Below are 18,877 nucleotides of genomic sequence, written 5' to 3' on the forward strand. Positions count from 1 at the left end.
CGTCCCGGACCCGATGCCCCAGACCGCCGAGATCCTGATCCCGCTCGCCCTCGACACGGCCTACAGCTACGCCGTGCCCGCGGGCTTGAGCCTCGCCGAGGGCGACGTGGTGCAAGTGCCGCTCGGGCCCCGCGAGACGATCGGCGTGGTTTGGGGCGTCGCTGATAGCGCCTCCGGCTCGAACCTGCGGCCCGTGACGGGGCGGCTCGACGTGCCACCGCTGTCCGAGCCCCTGCGCCGCCTCGTCGACTGGCTCGCCCGCTACACACTCGCGCCGAAGGGCTCGGCGCTGGCGATGGCCTTGCGCCTGCCCGACGAGGCCGCGGCCCGCGAGAGCCTGCGCGTCGGCGTGCGGGCCTCCGGGCGGCCACCCGCCCGCGCCACGGCCGCCCGTACCAAGGTGATGGCGGTGGCCGCCGACAACGCGTTGCGGGGCAAGACCGCGCTGGCGAAGGAGGCCGGCGTCTCGATGAGCGTCGTCGACGGGCTGATCGATGACGGCGCCCTGGAGACGGTCGCACTGGAGCCCGAGCCCGTCGCGCGTCCGCCGGATCTCGACCACCCGCGGGTGCCTCTCTCGGAGGCGCAGGCGGCCGCCGCCCTGGACTTGCTGCCGCCCGAGGGCGATCCCGGCGCGACGCTCCTCGAAGGCGTGACGGGCTCGGGCAAGACCGAGGTCTATTTCGAGGGCGTCGCCTCGTGCGTGCGCGCCGGGCGGCAGGCGCTGATCCTGATGCCCGAGATCGCGCTCACGGCCCAATTCCTCGACCGGTTCGCGGCCCGGTTCGGGGTGCGCCCGGCGGCTTGGCATTCCGGCATCGGCGGCAAGCGGCGCGAGCGCATCCGCGCCGGCGTCGCCGCGGGCGAGATCGCGGTCGTGGTCGGAGCCCGCTCGGCTCTGTTCCTGCCGTTTTCCAGGCTCGGCCTCATCGTCGTCGATGAGGAGCACGAATCCGCCTACAAGCAGGAGGACGGCGTCCATTACCACGCCCGCGACATGGCGGTGGTGCGGGGCAAGCTTGAGGGCTGCCCCGTCGTGCTCGCCTCCGCGACGCCCTCCATCGAGACGCGGGTCAACGCGGAGAAGGGCCGCTACCGCCATGTCGTCCTGCCGGAGCGCTTCGGCGGCCGGCGCCTGCCCGATATCCGGGCGGTCGACATGCGCCTCGACAAACCCGAGCGCGGCCGCTTCCTGGCACCTCCCATGATCGATGCGGTGAGGCACAACCTCGCGGCCGGCGAGCAGACCCTCCTGTTCCTCAACCGCCGAGGGTATGCGCCGCTCACCCTCTGCCGCGCCTGCGGCCATCGCTACCAGTGCCGCAACTGCTCGACTTGGCTCGTGGAGCATCGGTTCCGCCGGGCGCTCGTCTGCCACCAGTGCGGCTACGCCGAGCGCAAGCCCGAGGCCTGCGTGGAATGCGGCGCCTTCGACCATCTGACCCCCTGCGGGCCGGGCGTCGAGCGCATCGCCGAGGAGGTGGCGGAGCTGTTCCCGCAGCAGCGGATCGTCGTCCTGTCGAGCGACTTCCCCGGCGGTGCCGAGCGCCTGCGGGCCGAATTGCAGACCGTCGCGGAGGGGGGCTGCGACATTGTCATCGGCACGCAGCTCGTGGCCAAGGGCCACAATTTCCCGCACCTGACCCTCGTCGGCGTGCTCGACGCCGATATCGGCCTGACCAGCGGCGACCCCCGGGCGGCCGAGCGCACCTTCCAATTGCTGCAGCAGGTCACGGGGCGCGCGGGACGCGGCGAGAAGCCCGGCCGGGCCCTCGTCCAGACCTGCCAGCCGGACCATCCGGTGATCGCGGCCCTCCTCTCGGGCGATGCCGCGCGCTTCTACGCCGAGGAGATCGCCGCCCGCGAGGCGGCGGGCCTTCCGCCCTTCGGGCGTCTCGCGGCGCTGATCGTCTCGGCGAACGAGCGGGAGGCGGCGGAGGCCCACGGGCAGGCGCTCGCCCGCGTCGCCGATCCGCCCGCCGGGATCACGGTGCTCGGGCCGGCCGAGGCTCCGCTCGCGCTCATCCGAGGCCGCTGGCGCTTCCGGCTGCTCGTCAAGACGGAGCGCGCCATCGACCTTCAGGCCTATCTGCGGGACTGGCTCGCGCGGGGGCCGAAGGTGCGCGGCAACGTCAAGGTCGCGATCGACGTCGACCCGCAGAGCTTTTTGTAGGAACCTAAAGCCCCTGTTCGTCGTCGTTCGACGGTCCAGAAGGAGCGTGCACGTGCTGAGCTACGAGAAGAAGGCGGATTCGAACGTCGCCGAGATCGTCGTCGACGGGAAGATCAGCGACGAGGAGATGAACGCCGTGATGACGGCGATGAAGGCCGATCTCGACGGGGGCGGCAAGATCAAGCTCCTGGAGGATATCCGCAGCTTCCAGGGCATGGAGCCGGCGGCCTTCTTCAAGGATCCGCGCTTCGGCCTGTCGATGATGAAAGGGGTGAGCCACGTCGCCCTGGTCACGGACGCGACATGGCTGAAGGCGCTCGCCGAGACCTTCAGCTTCGTGTCTCCGGCGCAGATCAAGGTGTTCGAGCGGGCCCGCCTCGACGAGGCGCGCAGCTGGCTCGCCGGAGCGGCCTGAGGCGCTCGCGCTTCACTCGGCCTGGGCGACCTGCGAGCTGTTGCGGCGGGCCGTCCAGCGACCCGAGCAGAGAGCCGAGACCTTCCAGGTGCCGCCGCCCGAGCGGGCCTGGAGGCGGCCCGAGACGTTGCCGCTCGCGGTGCCGTTCGAGACGCTGAGGCCGACCGTGCCGTCCGGGCCGACATGCCCGCTCATCCGCGCGCCGCCGCCGGAGACGAGGCGCACCTGCCCCTCCTGCACCGCGACCGCGTAGCTGTAGCGGCTGTCGCAGAGGCCGCTCTCGGTCACCAGTTCCACCGACCAGGTTCCGTTGAAGTTGCCACCGTCCGCAGCCTGGGATGTGGACAGAGCCGGCGCGAGAAGGCCGGCGCTGAGCGCGAGAATGGTGGCAAGCTTCGTCATGGAACCCCCTCGGACGATAATGGAGACACGGCCGAGCCCGCCGGGGCGGTCAGCCTTATCGGTTTTGGGCCTGTTGCCCGACGCGATGTGAATGAAACCCGAATATTGGTGGGAAGCGGCGAGAATATGACGCGCCGTGCGGCCCGGCACACGAAGATCTGATCGAGCTTCAGCGTGGCTGTTCGCCCTCCGTGCAGCCCTCGATCGTGGCCTGACGGGGGTGTGACCACGGCCGCCGGCGCGCGAGCCTTGGAACTGCTACGCTCGTCGCATCGTTGCTTTGACCGAGACGAGCCCCAGCGTCGACCTCACGGCGCTCAGCGTCGGCCGGACGGTCGGGCGTCGGGGCTGCCCTTCATGCCATCAGGAGAATGCCATGCGCCCGTTCCTCGCCGTCATGACGCTCGCAGCCTGCCTCCCGGCCGGTGCCGCTGCGGCCCAGACCACCATCATCGAGCGGGAGGCGCCCCCGCGCGCCGTGGTGATCGAGCGCGATCCCGTGGTGGTCGAACGCCGTGTCGTGCCCGTCGAGCGGGAGCCCGGCTGCGAGACGCGAACGGTCACGCGGACCGAGGAGGACGGTTCCACCACGACGGTCCGTCGCGAGCGCTGCGACTGAGCCGGCGCGAGGTCCCTCAGACCAGGGCCTCGATACGGCAGACGACGCCGTCCGGCTCGAAGGCGAGGTCGACGGTGCCGTGCAGTTCCGCAGCGAGGCCGCGCTGAAGAAGGCGCGATCCGAAGCCGCGGCGGAGCGGCGCGGCGACCGGCGGGCCGTCGCGCTCCGTCCAGGACAGGCGCAGGCCTCGCTCGACGGTCGCGGCGTCAATGGGCGGATCGATCGCCCAGGATATTTCGACGCGCCCCGCCTCCACCGAGAGGGCTCCGTACTTGATGGCGTTGGTGGCGAGTTCGTGCAGCGCCAGGGCCAGCGAAAGGGCGGCGTTCGGGCTGAGGCGGAGGGAGGGGCCCGAGGTCACCACCTGCCGGCCCTGCACCCCCAGCCCGCTCTCGAGCGTCGCGCGCACCACCTCGGCGAGGTCGGCCCCTTCCCAGCTCTCGCTGGTGAGGAGGTCGTGGGCGCGCGCCAGCGCCACGAGGCGCGCGGTCAGGTCGCTTCTCGCCTGGTCGAGGTCGCGGGCGGCCCGCAGGGTCTGGCTGGCGATGCCCTGGACGACGGCGAGGGAATTCTTCACGCGGTGATTCAGCTCGTTCACCATCAGCTGCCGCCGCTCCTCGTTGCGGTGGCGCTCGGTGATGTCGCGGAAGAACACGGACAGGCCGGTCGGGCCCGGATAGATGCTGCTCTCGACCCAGCCGCCGAGCGCCTCCGAGAAGTATTCGAGGCGCTGCGCGCTGCCGAGCACCGAAGCGCGCAGGTGCGCCCGCCGGATCTCGCTGTCGGGCGCCCGGTCGAACACGTCCCAGATGACCTGCCCGATCAGCCCGTCCCGCGGGCGGCCCCACAATTCCTCGGCCTTGCGGTTGACGTAGGTGAAGCGGTCCTGCGGGTCGATCGCATAGAAGGCCTCCGAGATCGTCTCGAGGATCTCGCGCATCTGGCTGTGGGATGCGGCGAGCGCCTCCTCCGCCCGCAGCCGCTCGGTGACGTCGTGCCCCTGCACGAAGATGCCCGTCATCGTGCCCGAGGCGTCGATGATGGGCTGGTAGATGAAGTCGAGGTGGAACAGCGTCCGCTCGGCCGCGCTACCGCGGTGGAGTGTGATGGGCTGCGCCCGCCCGATGAAGGGCCGTCCGGTCCGGTAGACCTCGTCGAGGAGCAGGAAGAACGCCTGATCCTCCAGTTCCGGCAGCGCCTCGCGAACGCTCAGGCCGATCAGGTCGCGCGCGCCGACGATGTCGAGATAGGCCGCGTTGGCGAGTTCGAAGACGTGGCTCGGTCCCGTGAGCACGGCCATGAAGCCGGGGGCCTGATCGAACAGGCTGCGCAGTCGCAGGCGCTCGGCATCGAGCAGCCGGTTGGTGTGGGAGACGGCCTCTGCCCGGTGAAACACGTCCGTCTCGATCCGCGCGACGACGTCCGGCGCGTTCTCGGGCCCGCGGCTGCGCAACCGGTGCAGTTCGGTCACGTCCACCGTGTGCTGCAGGATGAGGGCGACGGCGCCCGAGGCATCGAGAAGCGGCGTGTGCGTGGCGCTCCAGTAGCGCTCCTCGAAACCGCCCTCCGGGCGCGCGATGTCGTAGCGGATCAGGGGCAGGTGATCGACCTGTCCCGTCTCGAGGACGCGTTCGAGCGAGGCGCGCAGGACGTCGGCGCCGCCGTCGCTCGGGAAGGCCTCGAACATGCTCCTGCCGACGAGTTCGGCGCGCTCGCGCATCGTCACCCGCAGGTAGGCGTCGTTCATGTCGACGAGGGCGAAGCGGGTGTCGAGCAGGACGTAAGGATTCGGCGAATGCGAGAAAATCAGCGAGAAATCGATCGGCGGCACCTTCAACGCGCTCGAAAGCATTTCCATACCGCGCACAGACGAGGGTGCGATAATTAATCTGCATCAATTCAGGGCCGCAGCCGGCCTGTGCCGCCACCCTCGTCACGGTTAGCGGAAGACCTCGGTGTTTAGCATGCGGGAACACCTGGGCAAGCGGGCTCGCTCGACGTGGTGAAGGGGCGCCGAGCCCCCGCGCGCCATCCTCAAGCCGGGATGCGAACGGTCGCGCGCAATCCGCCGAGCGGGCTCTCCTGAAGGGTCACGTCGCCGCCATGGGCGCGGGCGATATCGCGGGCGATGGCGAGGCCGAGGCCGGATCCGCCCGCGTCCTGGCGGGCGTCGTCGAGGCGCACGAAGGGCTTGAACACCTCCTCGCGGCTCTCTGGGGGGATGCCAGGCCCGTCGTCGTCGATCGAGACCAGGAAGGCGCGGTCCTCCTCGCGGGCGGAGATCGCCACCGTCTCTCCGTAGCGTGCGGCGTTGGCCGCGAGGTTGAACAGGCAGCGCCGCAGGGAATCCGGCCGCACGGTGACGAGGGGCGACCCGGACAGCTCGACCGCGGCGACGTGTGCGCCCAGGCGCTCGACGTCCGTGCGCAGATCCTCCAGGAGCGCCCGCATGTCGGTGGGGGCGGCGGGCTCGGCGGAGTCGCCCCGGGCGAAGGCGAGGTAGCCCTCCAGCATCCGGCTCATCTCGTCGACGTCGCGGGAAAGGTCCTCGACCTCCGGCGTCTGATCAACGAGGGCGAGCGAGAGCTTGAAGCGGGTGATGATGGTGCGCAGGTCGTGGCTGACCCCGTTCAGCATCGTCGTGCGCTGCTCCATCGCCCGCTCGATGCGCCGCTTCATCTCGATGAAGGCGTGACCCGCGGCCCGCACCTCGCGGGCGCCCCGGGGCCGAAACTCGATGTCGCGGCCCTTGCCGAATCCCTCGGCCACCGCGGCGAGCCGCAGGATCGGCTTGATCTGGTTGCGCAGGAACAGGATCGCGACGCCGAGGAGCACCATCGACGAGCCGATCATCCAGACGAGGAAGATGTGGGAGTTCGAGGCGTAGGCCTGGCTCCGCCGCGCCGTGATCCGCATCACTCCGTCGGGGATCGCGACGCGGATCTCGATGAGGTTCGAGCGTCCCACCGTATCGATCCAGAAGGGGCGCCCGATCTGGCGCTTGATCTCGTCGGAGAGCGCCTCGTCGAGGATCGAGAAGAAGGGCCTCGGCCCCGGCACCGGGAGCTTGGCGCCCTTCAGGATGTCGAGGTCGAGGCTGAGGCGCTCGCTCGCGATCCGGGTCAGTGTCTCGGCGTCCCTGGTCTGCGGGTAGCTCTCGTAGATGTCGATCAGGGCGGCGATGTCGGCCGTCACCGCCGATGACAGACGCTTCGTCACGAGCTGCCAGTGCCGCTCCATGAAGGTGTAGGCGATCACCGACTGGAGCAGGACGACGGGCGCGATGATGATGATCAGCGAGCGGGCGTAGAGGCCCTTCGGCAGGGCGTCGCCGATGGCCCGGGAGAAGCGCTTCCACAGGGTCCTCGGTCGCCGCACGCCCGGCGGCCGGGCCTCGCGCCCGGCATCCTGCTGCCGGGCGAGATCCGCCTGTCGCGCGAGGTCGGGATCCTGCGCGTTCATCGCGCCCGTCAGTCGACGGCCAGGCGGTAGCCGACGCCGCGGACCGTCTGCAGGAAGGTGGGGTTGGCCGGGTCGACCTCCGTCTTGCGGCGGAGCCGGTTGATCTGGACGTCGATGGTGCGCTCGGCCGCGGCACCCCCGTTGCCCGCGAGCGCCTCGCGCTCGACATTGGCGCCCCCCGCCGCCGCGAGGATCGTCAGGATCTCGCGCTCGCGCTCGGTGATGCGGATCATCTCGTCCTCCCGGCGCAACTCGCCCCGGTCGAGCCGGTAGGAGAAGGGCCCGAAGGTCACGGTCTCGCCCCCTGCGTCCCGGCGCGGGCCGGCGGCGCGGTTGATGATGTTGTTCAGCCGCAGGATCAACTCGCGGGGCTCGAAGGGCTTCGGCAGGTAATCGTCGGCGCCGATCTCCAGGCCCGTCACCCGGTCGTTGGTGTTGGAGCGGGCCGTCAGCATCAGGATCGGAACCCGCGAGGTCTCGCGGACCTTGCGGGCGTAGTCGAAGCCGCTCTCGCCCGGCATCATCACGTCGAGGACCATCGCGTCGAAGACGAGGCTCTGGGCCTTGGCCCGGGCCTCGGCGGCGTTCGCCGCGGCGGTGACGCGGAAGCCCTGCTCGAACAGGTAGCGGGAGAGGAGTTCGCGCACGCGACGGTCGTCGTCGACCACGAGGACGTGGGGCGCTTGGTCCGAGAGCTCGCAGCGCGATCCGGAAGCCGTGGCGCTCATCAGGCGGCCCCTTTCGTGCGCCGGGCCATCAGGCGGCGCACCGCGGCGCGCTCGTCGGGCTCGATCATGGAGAGGAGGAAGCTGTGGGCCGAGGTCGAGGCACCCGACGGCAGCGTCTCGCCCGCCTCGACCGGGTCGGCGAGGGCGCGCGCCAAGCGCCGGGCCTGAACGCGGGTGAGGTCGGCCGCGAGGTCGGCACCGGCGCGGCTGCAGAACAGGAGCCGCTGGCGCCGGTCGCTCGTGCCGGTCTTCTGCTCGATGTAGCCCTGCTCGATCAAATCCTTGAGCACCCGGTTGAGGCTCTGCTTGGTGATCCGCAGGATATCGAGGAGTTCGGCGATCGTGAGACCGGGATAGCGGTCGACGAAATGCAGCACCCGGTGATGCGCCCGTCCGAAGCCGTACTCGGCGAGGATCCGGTCCGGATCGCCGACGAAATCCCGGTAGGCGAAGAACAGCAGCTCGATCAGGTCGTCGCTGGCGGTCCCGGCCCGGTCCGCCTGCGCGCCCATCGGAGCCTCGGCAGCTCCCGCCCGATCCGCCTCTTGCCTCGTCATGGGGCGTGTCACGTCGGCATCGATCCCGATATAAGTCAGTGTTGTTGACATATCTCAGCCCGGTTGATACCCGTCAAGCCTTCCGGCAAGACAGGCTCGCCCCCGGGCGCCCGCCTGCCGGCCATCAAGCCTGATCCGATCGATCCCGCGGCACGAAGCGGATTCGGCCGCGCGAGAAGGAAGTACCCGCCATGTCCGTGATCCCGTTCGACGAGCGCGAGGGCACCATCTGGTTCGATGGCGCCATGGTGCCGTGGCGGGAGGCCAAGATCCACGTACTCACCCACGGTCTCCACTACGGATCGGCCGTGTTCGAGGGGGAGCGGGCCTATGGCGGGCGCATCTTCAAGAGCCTGGAGCATTCGGAGCGCCTGCGCCGCTCGGCCCAGCTCCTCGATTTCGAGATGCCCTACAGCGTCGCCGAGATCGAGGCGGCGAAGGAGCTCGTGCTCAAGACGAGCGGCCTGAGCGACGCCTACCTGCGGCCGGTCGCCTGGCGCGGCTCCGAGATGATGGGCGTGGCCGCCCAGCAGAACACGATCCACCTCGCCATCGCGGCCTGGGAATGGCCGAGCTACTTCGACCCGGCCACCAAGATGAAGGGCATCCGCCTCGACATCGCGGATTACCGCCGGCCGGACCCGCGCACGGCGCCGTCGACCTCGAAGGCGGCGGGTTTGTACATGATCTGCACGATCTCGAAGCACCGGGCCGAGAACAAGGGCTATGCCGACGCCCTTATGCTCGACTGGGAGGACAACGTCGCCGAGTGCACCGGTGCGAACGTCTTCTTCATCCGTGACGGGGTGATCCACACGCCGAAGGCGGACCGCTTCCTGAACGGGCTCACCCGCCAGACCGTGATCGATCTCGCTCGCCGCCGCGGCTTCGAGGTGGTGGAGCGTCGCATCCGGCCCGAGGAGATGGAGGGCTTCTCCGAGTGCTTCATCACGGGCTCGGCCGCCGAGGTCACGCCGGTCGCGGAGGTCGGCCCCTACCGGTTCACGCCGGGTGCGATGACGAAGACTCTGATGGACGACTACCTCGCCGAGGTGCAGCCGAAGGCGCACGCGGCCTGAGGCCGCAGGGTTCCGGCGAGGGATGCTCGCCGGAACCCGTCCAGCATCCTCGCGTTGAGCAGAACATTTCAAGAACGAAAGGTTCTGTCATGACCAAGGCGCAGGCGAAGGCCGGTCCGACCAACCCGAAGACCGACCCGAAGGACGTTTCCAATCAGATCAAGGATCCGGACCAGTGGACCACCGGCGGCGAGCCGATGACCGGCGCGCAGGCCTCTTACCTCAAGACCCTCTCCGAGGAGGCGAAGGAGCCGGAGGCATTCGATCCGGATCTCGACAAGGCCGAGGCCTCGAAGCGGATCGACGCGCTCCGGAAGGACGCCGGGCGGGACGGGTGACGCAGCGCCGGCCGGGAGGCGCCTTGCCCCCCTCACGGCCGCGGATCGCCGCTGTCTCCGGAAGCGCGGCTTGTCCGTCGGTCGGCGGGGCTGGACTTTCCTTCGGGCGGGAGAGGATTGTCGTTTCCTCGACGCGCACAGTTTTCTCTCGACGATCCGCTTAAAGTATCTGCAAGAGACGGCCGCTACACTCCCTTGCGCCGCGGGTTGCGGCCGGGGGCAGGGTCGATGGCGAAGCCGGTCGTACAGGAGGAGGCCACGGCCTCCGGCCGCGCGCGTCGCCTCACTGCTCTCCTCTTCGCGCTCGGGTGCGACCGAAGCGGGGCCACGGCTATCGAGTACGCGATGATCGGCGCCTTGATCTTCGCCGTCGCGGCGGGGGCGATCAGGCTGTACGGATCGAAGTTGAACGGCGTCTACGACCGGATCGGAACGACGATCGGGTCGAACCTGAACTGAGGGTCCTCGGCCTCAGCGCGGCGTCGGCTTGCCGGGTTTGCGGGCCGTCTTCGTCGCCTCCTTGGCCGCGGCCGGCCGGCTCGGCGATGTTCTGCCCGCAGAGCCGCCCGAGCCGGATCTCGGCGCCCGGGACGGCGGCTTCGCCGCCGGTATGGGAGGCTGCCCCGCCTCCTCCTTCGCGCCGCCCTTCGGATCGGACCAGAAGGCGTCGAAGATGTCCTGCATCGCCTTGACGTTCTGCTCCTGCACCTCGGCGCCGGTCTGGAGCATCTTGTTGAACATGTCCAAGGGCTGAGCCTCCGGCGAAGCCTTCTCCACCGGCGGCGGGCTCGGGGGCTGGGGCGCGACCGGCGCGGCCTGCGGGTTCTGCGGCGGGGCGAAGGCCCGCAGCATGTCCCCCCAGAAGCTATTGGCCATGAGGTAGGGATTGCTGCCCTCCGCCTCGGGCTTGGCGGCCGGCTGCGGGGCCGGCGGAGTTTGATTGAGCATCATGTGCACGATGCTCGCCACCACCATGCCCGCCATCAGCGGCAGCATCTGGCGTACCACCTGCGAGCCCACGCCGCTCGCGGCGGACGCCTGCTGCACCACCGCCTGGGCGAGCATCGGAGAGCCGAAGAGCTGCCCGAGCATCAGCTCGGGCGCCTGCGTGGCCGGCGGCTTCGCCCCCTGCAGGGGGAATCCGAAGAGCTGCCCGAAGCCCGTCGGGTCGCTCGAGGCATTGCGTTGAAGGCCGATGGTGAAGGCCGGAAGCAGGGCCTCCATGGCGCGGCGGGTCTGGTCCGTCGTCAGGCCGAACTGCTGGGCGAGGCCCTGCATCCCGGCGCTCTGGCCCTGGAGCATGTCGATCGGATTGAACATGGCCTGTGGCCTCATGAACGGGCGTCGCGGCCGAGCCCGGCCAGCATACGCGTACCAGCGTGGAAGTGTGTCCCATCCGCTGCCGGCTGACCAGCGTCCGCGGCCTTTTGCCGGTCCGGTCCCGGATTCGGCCGTGGATGGGCCAGCCTGCTCAGACCGGCGCGCTCCCGTGCGCAGGGCCGGCGGCGAGCGTGGCCTCGGCCGTGAGCAGGGCCTCAGCCGGCGGCGGGATCGCGGAGCGAAGCGACCGGGCGCGGCGCTCCAGCCGCGTGACGGTGCGGAAAGCGAGCACGATGCCGAGGCCGCCGAACAGGAGCGAGCCGAGCCCCACCCCTGCGATGACGCCCGGCGGTCCGTAGAGCGCCGCGCCCGCGAGAGCGGGCGGCATCGTACCGAGCGTCGCCCGACCCCAGTTGAGGCCCGTCGAGAGGAAGGGGAAGCCGAGATTGTTGAAGGAGGCGTTCGACAGGAACAGGAGGCCGTTGAAGAACCAGACGGCGCCGCTCACGCGGCAGAAGAAGGCGAAGAGGTCGCCCGCGCCGCCGTGCAGCTCGAACAGCGCGGAGAGCGGCCCGCAGGCGGCCACGAGCGCCGCCCAGACCACGAGGACGTAGACGGCCGTGACGCAGGCGCCGGTGCGCAGCACGCCGCGCATGCGGTCGAACCGGCCGGCGCCCCAGTTCTGGCCGAGGATCGGGCCGATCGAGCCCGACATCGCGAAGAGGCCGCCGAAGGCGACGGGCGTGAGCCGGTCGATCACCGCGTTGCCGGCGATCGCCTCCGGCCCGAAGCCGGCGAGCGCGTGGGCGACGAAGGCGCTGGCGACGGAGGGCGCGAGGTTGGTGAGCACGGCGGGGATCGCGATCTTCAGCATGAGGGTCGCGTCGGAGATCACATCGGAGAGGCGCGGCCGGGTCAGCAGACGGTGATCCCGCACGCCCCACCAGCCGATCAGCGCGAAGGTGGCGCGCGCCGCGCAGGTCGCGAGCGCCGCCCCGTCGACGCCGAGCCCGGCCCCGAAGATGAGGAGCGGGTCGAGCCCCGCCGTGACGAGGCCGCCGCCGAGGGTGACGTACATGGCCTGGCGCGCGGCGCCGACCGCGCGCAGGAGCCCTGAGAACATCAGGCCGGGCGCCATCAGCACGTTCGAGGGCAGGGCGATCCAGAGGAAGCGCTCGGCGATCGGCAGGGTCTCGGCGTCGGCTCCGATGACGCGCAGCAGCGGCCCCAGCAGTGGCAGCATCACCAGAACGAGGGCGACCGACACGACGAGCCCGTGCAGGGTCGCCGAGGTGGCGAGCCGTCGGGCGAGCCCGTCGTCGCCCGCCCCGATCGCCCGCGAGACGAGGGCGCCGGCCGCGATCATCAGGCCGATATTGATCGAGACCGCGAAGAACTGGACAATGGTGGCGAAGCCCACCGCCGCGGTGAGTCGCGGGTCGCCGAGCTTCGAGACGTAGAGGAGCGAGAGCAGGTCGACGACGAAGATCGCCATCAGGCCGATCGAGCCGGTGCCGCTCATCACGATCACGTGGCGCAGGATCGAGCCCTCGACGAAGCGCGCGCCCTCGCGCGGCGCCGTTTCCTCGCCGCGCCGGACCGGTTCCTCACGCATCCGGGCGGCCGTCCTGGGTCTCGAGCGCCCGGTTGGCCGCCTCGCGGCGTTCGTGGCCGATGATGTCGCGGGTCTCGGCGTTGAGCGCGCGGGCGGGCCGCTGCGGTGCGGTGAGCGGCTCGGGCTTCAACTCGCCCGTGAGGCTGCGCATCCAGCCGGACCCGTCCGGCAGGGCGCCCGCCTGCTGCAGGACGAGGCGGGCGACGTCGCGCTTGCGGACGTCGTCGGTGCGCCGCGCCGCCGCCTCCGCCGAGAGGCCGAGCGCTTCAAGCGTCGCGCGGCCGAAGGCGAGGGCGGATTCCGAGGTCTCGCGCAGCTGGAAGTCGACGTCGCGGTTCATCAGTTCGACGGCGTGCGTCCGGTCGTAGGCCCGCACGTAGGTGCGCACGCTCTCGAACTCCTCGTGCACGATGTCGACGATCTTCAGCGCGGCGTCCTGATCGTCGATGCAGATGCAGACGATCTCGGCCCGTCCGATGCCGGCCGCCCGCAGCACGTCGAGGCGCGTGCCGTCGCCGTAGTAGATCCGGAAGCCGAAGCGCGAGGCGGAGCGGATCTGCTCCACGTCCTTGTCGATGACGGTGACGCCGACCCCCTCCGCCAGGAGCACCTGGGTCAGGATCTGCCCGAAGCGGCCGAAGCCGATGAGGAGCACGCGCGCCTCCGTGCTCTCGACGACGTCGAGGGCCTGCTCCTCGGCAACCTTCGGTCGCCGGGCGAGTGCCGCGTCGAGGCCCTTGGCCGCCACGGGCCCGATCAGCATGGTGAGCGCGGCGAGCGCCACGGCGAAGCGGGTGGCGTTGGCGTCGATCAGGCCGAGCACCCCCGCCACGGGCAGCAGCACGAAGGCGAACTCGCCGGCCGGCGCCAGGATGGCGGCCCCCCGGACCGCGTCGAGCCAGGGCGAGCCGAACAGGCGGAAGAGGCCGGCCACCAGCGCGACCTTGAGCAGGATCGCGCCCGCGGTCGCCCCGAACAGGATCGGCCAGAGGCTCTTCACGAGGCCGCCGTCGATCGACATGCCGACGCTCATGAAGAACAGGCCGAGCAGCATGCCGCGGAAGGGCTCGATGTCGGCCTCGAGCTGGTGGCGGAAGTTCGATTCGGCGAGCAGGATGCCGGCGAGGAACGCGCCCATCGCCATCGAGAGCCCGACCTCCTGCATCAGGAGCGCGGTGCCGAGCACCACGAGCAGGGCCGCCGCCGTCATCACCTCGCGGGCGCCGCTCGCCGCGAGCAGGCGGAAGAACGGGTTGAGGCCGTAGCGCCCGACCAGGACCACGGCGAGGATCGCGGCGAGCGCCTTGCCCGTCGACTGGACCGCTTCGCCGAACCAGACGCCCTCGCCCCCGCCTCCGCCCGCCGAGGCGAGGAGCGGCATCAGGGCGAGGATCGCCACCACCGAGAGATCCTGGAACAGGAGCACCGCGAAGGCCCGCCCGCCATAGGGCGTACCGAGGTCGCCGCGCTCCTCGAGGAGCTGCAGCGCGACGGCCGTCGCCGAGAGCGCCAGTGCGATCCCGACCACGGTCGCGGCCGCCGGCGTCAGTCCGAACAGGAGGGCGGCTCCCCCGAGCGCCGTCGCGCAGACGAGGAGCTGCGCCGTGCCGAGGCCGAAGATGTCCCGCCGCATCGAGACGAGTTGGGACAGGTGCAATTCCAGCCCCACGATGAACAGGAGCAGCACCACCCCGATCTCGGCGACGCTCGCCGCCGTCTCGGGCTCGGCGATCAGCGAGAAGCCGAACGGTCCGATCAGGACGCCCGCCACGAGGTAGCCGAGCACCGCGCTCTGGCCGATGAGGCGGAAAATCGGCACGCCGATCACCGCGGCCGACAGAAAGGTCAGGACCGGCGGCAGGAAGCTCGCATGTTCCGTCGGGCTCGCCATGGGGCCGGTCGGTCGTCCTTCGTGGGAGGCGTCAGCGGAACCCGTTCTTAGACCGGGCCGCCCGCCGGGGCGAGCTTGCGCGCGTGAGTTTCCTCACGCCGCGCGGCCCTCGACGTCGCTCCGGGCGGGACATAGATGTGCGCACCATGACGATCCGCCTTCCTCTCCTCGCCCTCCTCACCGCCCTCTGCCCGCTCGCGGCACCGCCCGCGGCCGCACAGACCGCCCTGACCCTCACGGGTACCTGCGAGCGCCTCGTGATCGGCGGGCAGGACCTCAGCGCCTCCTGCCGCGGCACGCTGATGAACACCGTGGCGCGCAGCCGGACGAGCTTCGGCTTCGCGTCGAGCGAGGGCCAGAGCCTGACCTTCAGTGGCACGGGCGCCCAGCAGGAGCGCACGGAGGAGAGCGATCCGCTCCAGCCGATCAACCTCGTCAGCCCCGGCAGATCCGGGCCGGAGGGCGTCGTCCAGACGCCCACGCCGGCGGTCGGGTCCTGCCGCTTCTCCACGCCGGGCGCCGGCAAGACCGCGATCACCTGCGAGGCGAGCGCGGGCGGCAAGGACTATGCCGGCACCTTCGTCACGGATGCCAAGCCCGCCGAGAGCGCTCAGAAGCCTTGAGGGGGGCCGAGCGCGGCTGTTTCTTTGGGTCGCCCGGGGTGGTCGCGGACCCCGGCCGACCCCATGTAAAGCCTCGCGTTTTCTCCTACAGAGTGTTGGAAGCGGGATGCCCGCGATCCGCGTGACGACAGAGCGATCTCACGACGCAGAGTCGCCTCGGGCGCGATCGAGCCGGGATCGCGCGGTCAGCCCGCCTCCACCATCGGCCGTTGCCGCGAGGACAAGATGTTGAACGACGCTCCCGTGACCGGCGCCCCCGCGGGTGCCGGAACCGCCGACCTGATCCGGGACACGACCACCGCGAGCTTCCGCCAGGACGTCATCGCCGAGTCGATGAACCGGCCGGTTCTCGTCGATTTCTGGGCCCCCTGGTGCGGCCCCTGCAAGCAGCTGACGCCCGTGCTGGAAAAGGCCGTGACGGCCGCGGGCGGCAAGGTCGTGCTCGCCAAGATGAACATCGACGAGCACCCCTCGATCGCGGGTCAGCTCGGCATCCAGTCGATCCCGGCCGTCATCGCCTTCCAGCGCGGCCAGCCCGTGGACGGCTTCATGGGCGCGGTGCCGGAGAGCCAGATCAAGACCTTCATCGAGCGCCTCGCCGGCCCGTCCGGCCCGACGCAGATCGAGGAGCTGATGACGGAGGCCGAGGCGGCGATCGCGGAGGGCGATCTCGCGGGGGCTTCTGAACTCTACGCGGCCGTGCTCGGCCAGGAACCCGACAACGTCGCTGCGCTGGCGGGCCTCGCCAAGATTCAGCTCGACGCGGGTGAACTGGAGAACGCCAAGCAGGTCCTCGCCATGGTTCCGGAAGCCAAGGCGAACGATCCCGCGCTCGCCGGCATCCGGGCCGCGATCGAGCTCGCCGAGCAGGCCGCCTCCCTCGGCGATCTCGCCGGCCTGCAGCGGCAGGTCGAGGCGAACCCGGACGACCATCAGGCCCGCTTCGACCTCGCCCTCGGCCTCAACGCCCGGGGTGAGCGGGCGCAGGCAGTCGACCACCTGATCGAGATCCACCGGCGGGATCGGGAATGGAGCGAGGGCGGTGCGCGCAAGCAACTCCTCCAGTTCTTCGAGGCGTGGGGGTTGATGGACCCGGACACGATCCGCGGACGTCGCAAGCTCTCGACGCTGCTGTTCGCCTGATGCCCGGCGGGGCGGGGGAGGTGCCATGAGCACGCATGCGGGCTTCAAGGGGCCGGCGGATTGTCCCGCCGTGATCCCGGTCTTTCCCCTCCCCGGCGCCCTGCTGCTGCCGCGGGGGCAGATGCCCCTCAACATCTTCGAGCCGCGCTATCTCGCCATGGTGGACGACGCGCTGCGCACCGACCGGATCATCGGCATGATCCAGCCGGATGCGGAAGGCGGCGGCTCGCCGATGGCGCCCCGGCTCTACCGGGTCGGCTGCGCGGGCCGGGTGACGCAGTTCGCCGAGACCGGGGACGGCCGCTACCTGATCTCGCTCACGGGAATCAGCCGCTTCCGGGTCGAGAGCGAACTCGCCACCACGACGGCCTACCGGCGCTGCCACGTGTCCTACGACGATTTCGGCCTGGATTTCGAGGCGCGCGCCGGCGAGGACGCCGTGGACCGCGAAGGCGTGCTCAAGGCTTTGCGCGATTTCGTGGATTCGAACGACCTGAAGGTCGATTGGGCCGGCATCGACGAGGCGCCGAACGAGGCCCTCGTCAACGCACTCTGCATGATGAGCCCCTTCGGGGTGCGCGAGAAGCAGGCGATGCTGGAGGCTCCCGACCTGAAGACGCGGGCCGAGGTCTTGATCGCGGTGACCGAAATGGAGTTGGTGCGCGGCTCGGGCTCCGAGCCGACCCTGCAGTGAGCTTTTGGCGAGACACGCATTCATGGCCGACGATTTTTCACCCCCCGTCGAGGCAACCCGGGTCGACCCGAAGCTCCTCGAGATCCTGGTCTGCCCGCTGACCAAGGGCACCCTCGAATACGACAGCGCCCGCCAGGAGCTGATCAGCCGCTCAGCCAAGCTCGCCTACCCGATCCGCGACGGCATCCCGATCATGCTGCCGGAGGAAGCGCGGCCCCTTACCGAGTGAGCCCTCGGGGCGGCGAGCGGATTCTTTGCCGGGGGTGTCCATCCGCGGCTTGGCGGTGCTATGCACGGTCGCCTTTTCCTCGTAAGGACGCCGCGGCTCCTTAAGACATGAGTGACCGATGAACAGCCCCCTGACGCCGCTCTTCATTCTCGTGCTGCTGCCGATCGCGGCCATCGGCCTCGTGCTCTACACCGACACGGGCATCGAGCCGGCGCTGATCTACGCCTCGATCAAGACCTTCGTGATCCTCGGCATCATCGGCGCGGCGCTCTCGTTCGCGGCGAGCCGGCTCGCCGACCGCTCCAACAGCTGACGAGCGCGCACGAATCTTGAATGGCCCGGACGGCGATCGTCGTCCGGCCTGAGACGACATCGACGGGAGGCGCCTCCATGGTCACGATCGTTCCGTCTTTCGGACGCATCGGTGAGGAGAACGCCTTCGCGGTCCTCGCCCGTGCGGGCCAGCTCGCCGCCGAGGGGCGCGACATCGTCAATCTCGGCATCGGCCAGCCCGACATGCCGACACCGGCCCACATCGTGGAGGCCGGCATCAAGGCACTGCGCGACGGGCATCACGGCTACACGCCGGCCGTCGGCATCCTGCCCCTGCGGGAGGCCGTCTCCCGCGATCTGCACCGGCGCCACGGCGTCGAGGTCTCGCCCGACAGCGTGATGATCGTGCCCGGCGGCAAGGTCACCATGTTCATGGCGATCCTGATGTTCGGCGAGCCCGGCGCCGAGATCCTCTACCCGGATCCCGGATTCCCGATCTACCGCTCGATGATCGAGTTCACCGGCGCGACGCCCGTGCCCGTGCCGATCCGCGAGGCGAACGGATTCGCCTTCTCGGCGGAGGAGACGCTCTCCCTCGTCACGGAGCGCACCCGTCTTCTGATCCTCAACTCGCCCGCCAACCCGACCGGCGGCGTCACGCCGAAGGCGGAGATCGACGCGCTTGTGGCGGGGCTTGCCGCCCATCCGGACCTGGCGATCCTCTCGGACGAGATCTACGGCACCATGACGTATGGCGGGGAGGCGCATCACTCGCTGCTGCGCTACCCCGAGATCCGCGAGCGCCTGATCTATCTCAATGGCGCCTCGAAGACCTACGCGATGACGGGCTGGCGGCTCGGCTGGTCGGTCTGGCCGAAGCCCCTCTACGATGCGGCCCGCAAGCTTGCCGTGAACGCCCATTCCTGCGTGAACGCGGCGACGCAATGGGCGGGCGTCGCGGCCCTCGACGGTTCGCAGGATTGCGTGGCCGAGATGGTCGCGGAGTTCGACCGGCGCCGGGCCCTGGTGGTCGAGGGGCTGAACGCCCTGCCCAACGTCTCCTGCATCACGCCGAAGGGAGCCTTCTACGCCTTCCCGAATGTCGGGAAGACGGGCTGGAAGGCGAAGAAGCTCGCCTCGGCGCTTCTCGAGGAGGCGGGGGTCGCCACGATCGGCGGTCCCGATTTCGGCGTCCACGGGGAGGGCTACATCCGGCTCTCCTACGCGAACTCGTCCGAGAACATCCTGCGCGCGCTCGACCGGATGGGGACGTTCCTGTCCGAGCGTGCCGGCGGCTGAAGGATGCGGCGTTCCCC

General features: G+C 70.3%; 20 protein-coding genes. 12 read left to right on the forward strand and 8 right to left on the reverse strand.

The genetic code is table 11. The features are described 5' to 3' along the window. Nucleotides 1–13 precede the first annotated feature (13 nt). Both J2X36_RS16940 and J2X36_RS16945 read left to right on the forward strand, forming a co-directional pair. Nucleotides 14–2,173, forward strand: coding sequence for a primosomal protein N' (locus J2X36_RS16940; protein WP_310351824.1), 2,160 nt, complete (start codon nt 14–16; stop codon nt 2,171–2,173). A 52-nt stretch (nt 2,174–2,225) separates the two neighbouring features. After that, nucleotides 2,226–2,588 carry an STAS/SEC14 domain-containing protein gene (locus tag J2X36_RS16945; protein ID WP_132249810.1) on the forward strand — a complete coding sequence of 121 codons (363 nt, stop codon included), beginning with the start codon at nt 2,226–2,228 and terminating at the stop codon, nt 2,586–2,588. A gap of 12 nt (nt 2,589–2,600) precedes the next feature. Here J2X36_RS16945 and J2X36_RS16950 read toward each other — a convergent pair whose 3' ends face one another. After that, nucleotides 2,601–2,990 carry a hypothetical protein gene (locus tag J2X36_RS16950; protein WP_132249808.1) on the reverse strand — a complete coding sequence of 130 codons (390 nt, stop codon included), beginning with the start codon at nt 2,988–2,990 and terminating at the stop codon, nt 2,601–2,603. Nucleotides 2,991–3,366: 376 nt separating this feature from the next. Between J2X36_RS16950 and J2X36_RS16955 the strand changes: the two genes are divergently transcribed. Next, complete coding sequence (locus J2X36_RS16955; RefSeq protein WP_132249806.1) at nt 3,367–3,609, forward strand: hypothetical protein; 243 nt, start codon at nt 3,367–3,369, stop codon at nt 3,607–3,609. Nucleotides 3,610–3,625: 16 nt separating this feature from the next. On the opposite strand, the gene J2X36_RS16960 is transcribed toward J2X36_RS16955, so the two are convergent. From J2X36_RS16960 to J2X36_RS16975, 4 genes are all read right to left on the reverse strand, one after another. Next, nucleotides 3,626–5,440, reverse strand: a complete 1,815-nt coding sequence (locus J2X36_RS16960; RefSeq protein WP_310351828.1) for a PAS domain-containing protein — start codon at nt 5,438–5,440, stop codon at nt 3,626–3,628. A gap of 203 nt (nt 5,441–5,643) precedes the next feature. Next, complete coding sequence (locus tag J2X36_RS16965) at nt 5,644–7,071, reverse strand: ATP-binding protein (protein ID WP_245516388.1); 1,428 nt, start codon at nt 7,069–7,071, stop codon at nt 5,644–5,646. An 8-nt stretch (nt 7,072–7,079) separates the two neighbouring features. Next, entirely contained in the window at nt 7,080–7,799 is a 720-nt protein-coding gene (locus J2X36_RS16970) for a response regulator transcription factor (protein WP_310351831.1), read from the reverse strand. Then, nucleotides 7,799–8,311: a MarR family winged helix-turn-helix transcriptional regulator gene (locus J2X36_RS16975; RefSeq protein ID WP_245516391.1), complete on the reverse strand. Its 513-nt coding sequence runs from the start codon at nt 8,309–8,311 to the stop codon at nt 7,799–7,801. Before J2X36_RS16975 ends, J2X36_RS16970 begins: the two co-directional genes overlap by 1 nt. A 236-nt stretch (nt 8,312–8,547) precedes the next feature. Between J2X36_RS16975 and J2X36_RS16980 the strand changes: the two genes are divergently transcribed. From J2X36_RS16980 to J2X36_RS16990, 3 genes are all read left to right on the forward strand, one after another. Next, nucleotides 8,548–9,435 carry a branched-chain amino acid aminotransferase gene (locus J2X36_RS16980; RefSeq protein ID WP_310351834.1) on the forward strand — a complete coding sequence of 296 codons (888 nt, stop codon included), beginning with the start codon at nt 8,548–8,550 and terminating at the stop codon, nt 9,433–9,435. A gap of 89 nt (nt 9,436–9,524) precedes the next feature. After that, a complete protein-coding gene (locus J2X36_RS16985; protein WP_132249796.1) occupies nt 9,525–9,773 on the forward strand; it encodes a DUF3072 domain-containing protein in 249 nt (82 codons plus the stop codon). Nucleotides 9,774–10,001: 228 nt separating this feature from the next. Further along, on the forward strand, nt 10,002–10,232 hold the full coding sequence (locus J2X36_RS16990) for a Flp family type IVb pilin (protein WP_310351839.1): 231 nt from the start codon (nt 10,002–10,004) through the stop codon (nt 10,230–10,232). 12 nt (nt 10,233–10,244) lie between these two features. Here the strand turns inward: J2X36_RS16990 and J2X36_RS16995 are convergent, their stop codons facing one another. The 3 genes from J2X36_RS16995 to J2X36_RS17005 form a co-directional block, all read right to left on the reverse strand. After that, nucleotides 10,245–11,093, reverse strand: a complete 849-nt coding sequence (locus J2X36_RS16995) for a DUF937 domain-containing protein (protein ID WP_310351842.1) — start codon at nt 11,091–11,093, stop codon at nt 10,245–10,247. Between the two features lie 151 nt (nt 11,094–11,244). After that, the gene (locus tag J2X36_RS17000; protein WP_310351844.1) at nt 11,245–12,708 is read right to left on the reverse strand and encodes an MATE family efflux transporter; all 1,464 of its coding nucleotides are present in this window, start codon (nt 12,706–12,708) and stop codon (nt 11,245–11,247) included. After that, on the reverse strand, nt 12,701–14,599 hold the full coding sequence (locus J2X36_RS17005; protein WP_310351847.1) for a monovalent cation:proton antiporter-2 (CPA2) family protein: 1,899 nt from the start codon (nt 14,597–14,599) through the stop codon (nt 12,701–12,703). The genes J2X36_RS17000 and J2X36_RS17005 overlap by 8 nt, the downstream gene beginning before the upstream one ends. A gap of 146 nt (nt 14,600–14,745) precedes the next feature. Between J2X36_RS17005 and J2X36_RS17010 the strand changes: the two genes are divergently transcribed. The 6 genes from J2X36_RS17010 to J2X36_RS17035 all read left to right on the forward strand — a co-directional run bounded on the left by J2X36_RS17010 (nt 14,746) and on the right by J2X36_RS17035 (nt 18,860). After that, nucleotides 14,746–15,222, forward strand: coding sequence for a hypothetical protein (locus J2X36_RS17010; protein WP_132249786.1), 477 nt, complete (start codon nt 14,746–14,748; stop codon nt 15,220–15,222). A gap of 225 nt (nt 15,223–15,447) precedes the next feature. Beyond that, on the forward strand, nt 15,448–16,365 hold the full coding sequence (gene trxA, locus J2X36_RS17015; RefSeq protein WP_132249784.1) for a thioredoxin: 918 nt from the start codon (nt 15,448–15,450) through the stop codon (nt 16,363–16,365). A gap of 25 nt (nt 16,366–16,390) precedes the next feature. Further along, entirely contained in the window at nt 16,391–17,059 is a 669-nt protein-coding gene (locus J2X36_RS17020) for an LON peptidase substrate-binding domain-containing protein (RefSeq protein ID WP_132249782.1), read from the forward strand. 22 nt (nt 17,060–17,081) lie between these two features. Continuing rightward, on the forward strand, nt 17,082–17,288 hold the full coding sequence (locus J2X36_RS17025) for a Trm112 family protein (protein ID WP_132249780.1): 207 nt from the start codon (nt 17,082–17,084) through the stop codon (nt 17,286–17,288). Nucleotides 17,289–17,406: 118 nt separating this feature from the next. Beyond that, a complete protein-coding gene (locus tag J2X36_RS17030) occupies nt 17,407–17,601 on the forward strand; it encodes a hypothetical protein (RefSeq protein WP_132249778.1) in 195 nt (64 codons plus the stop codon). A 77-nt stretch (nt 17,602–17,678) separates the two neighbouring features. Further along, nucleotides 17,679–18,860, forward strand: coding sequence for a pyridoxal phosphate-dependent aminotransferase (locus tag J2X36_RS17035; protein WP_310351854.1), 1,182 nt, complete (start codon nt 17,679–17,681; stop codon nt 18,858–18,860). Nucleotides 18,861–18,877 lie beyond the last annotated feature (17 nt).

This window comes from Methylobacterium sp. BE186 (assembly GCF_031457035.1).
GTDB lineage: Bacteria > Pseudomonadota > Alphaproteobacteria > Rhizobiales > Beijerinckiaceae > Methylobacterium > Methylobacterium segetis.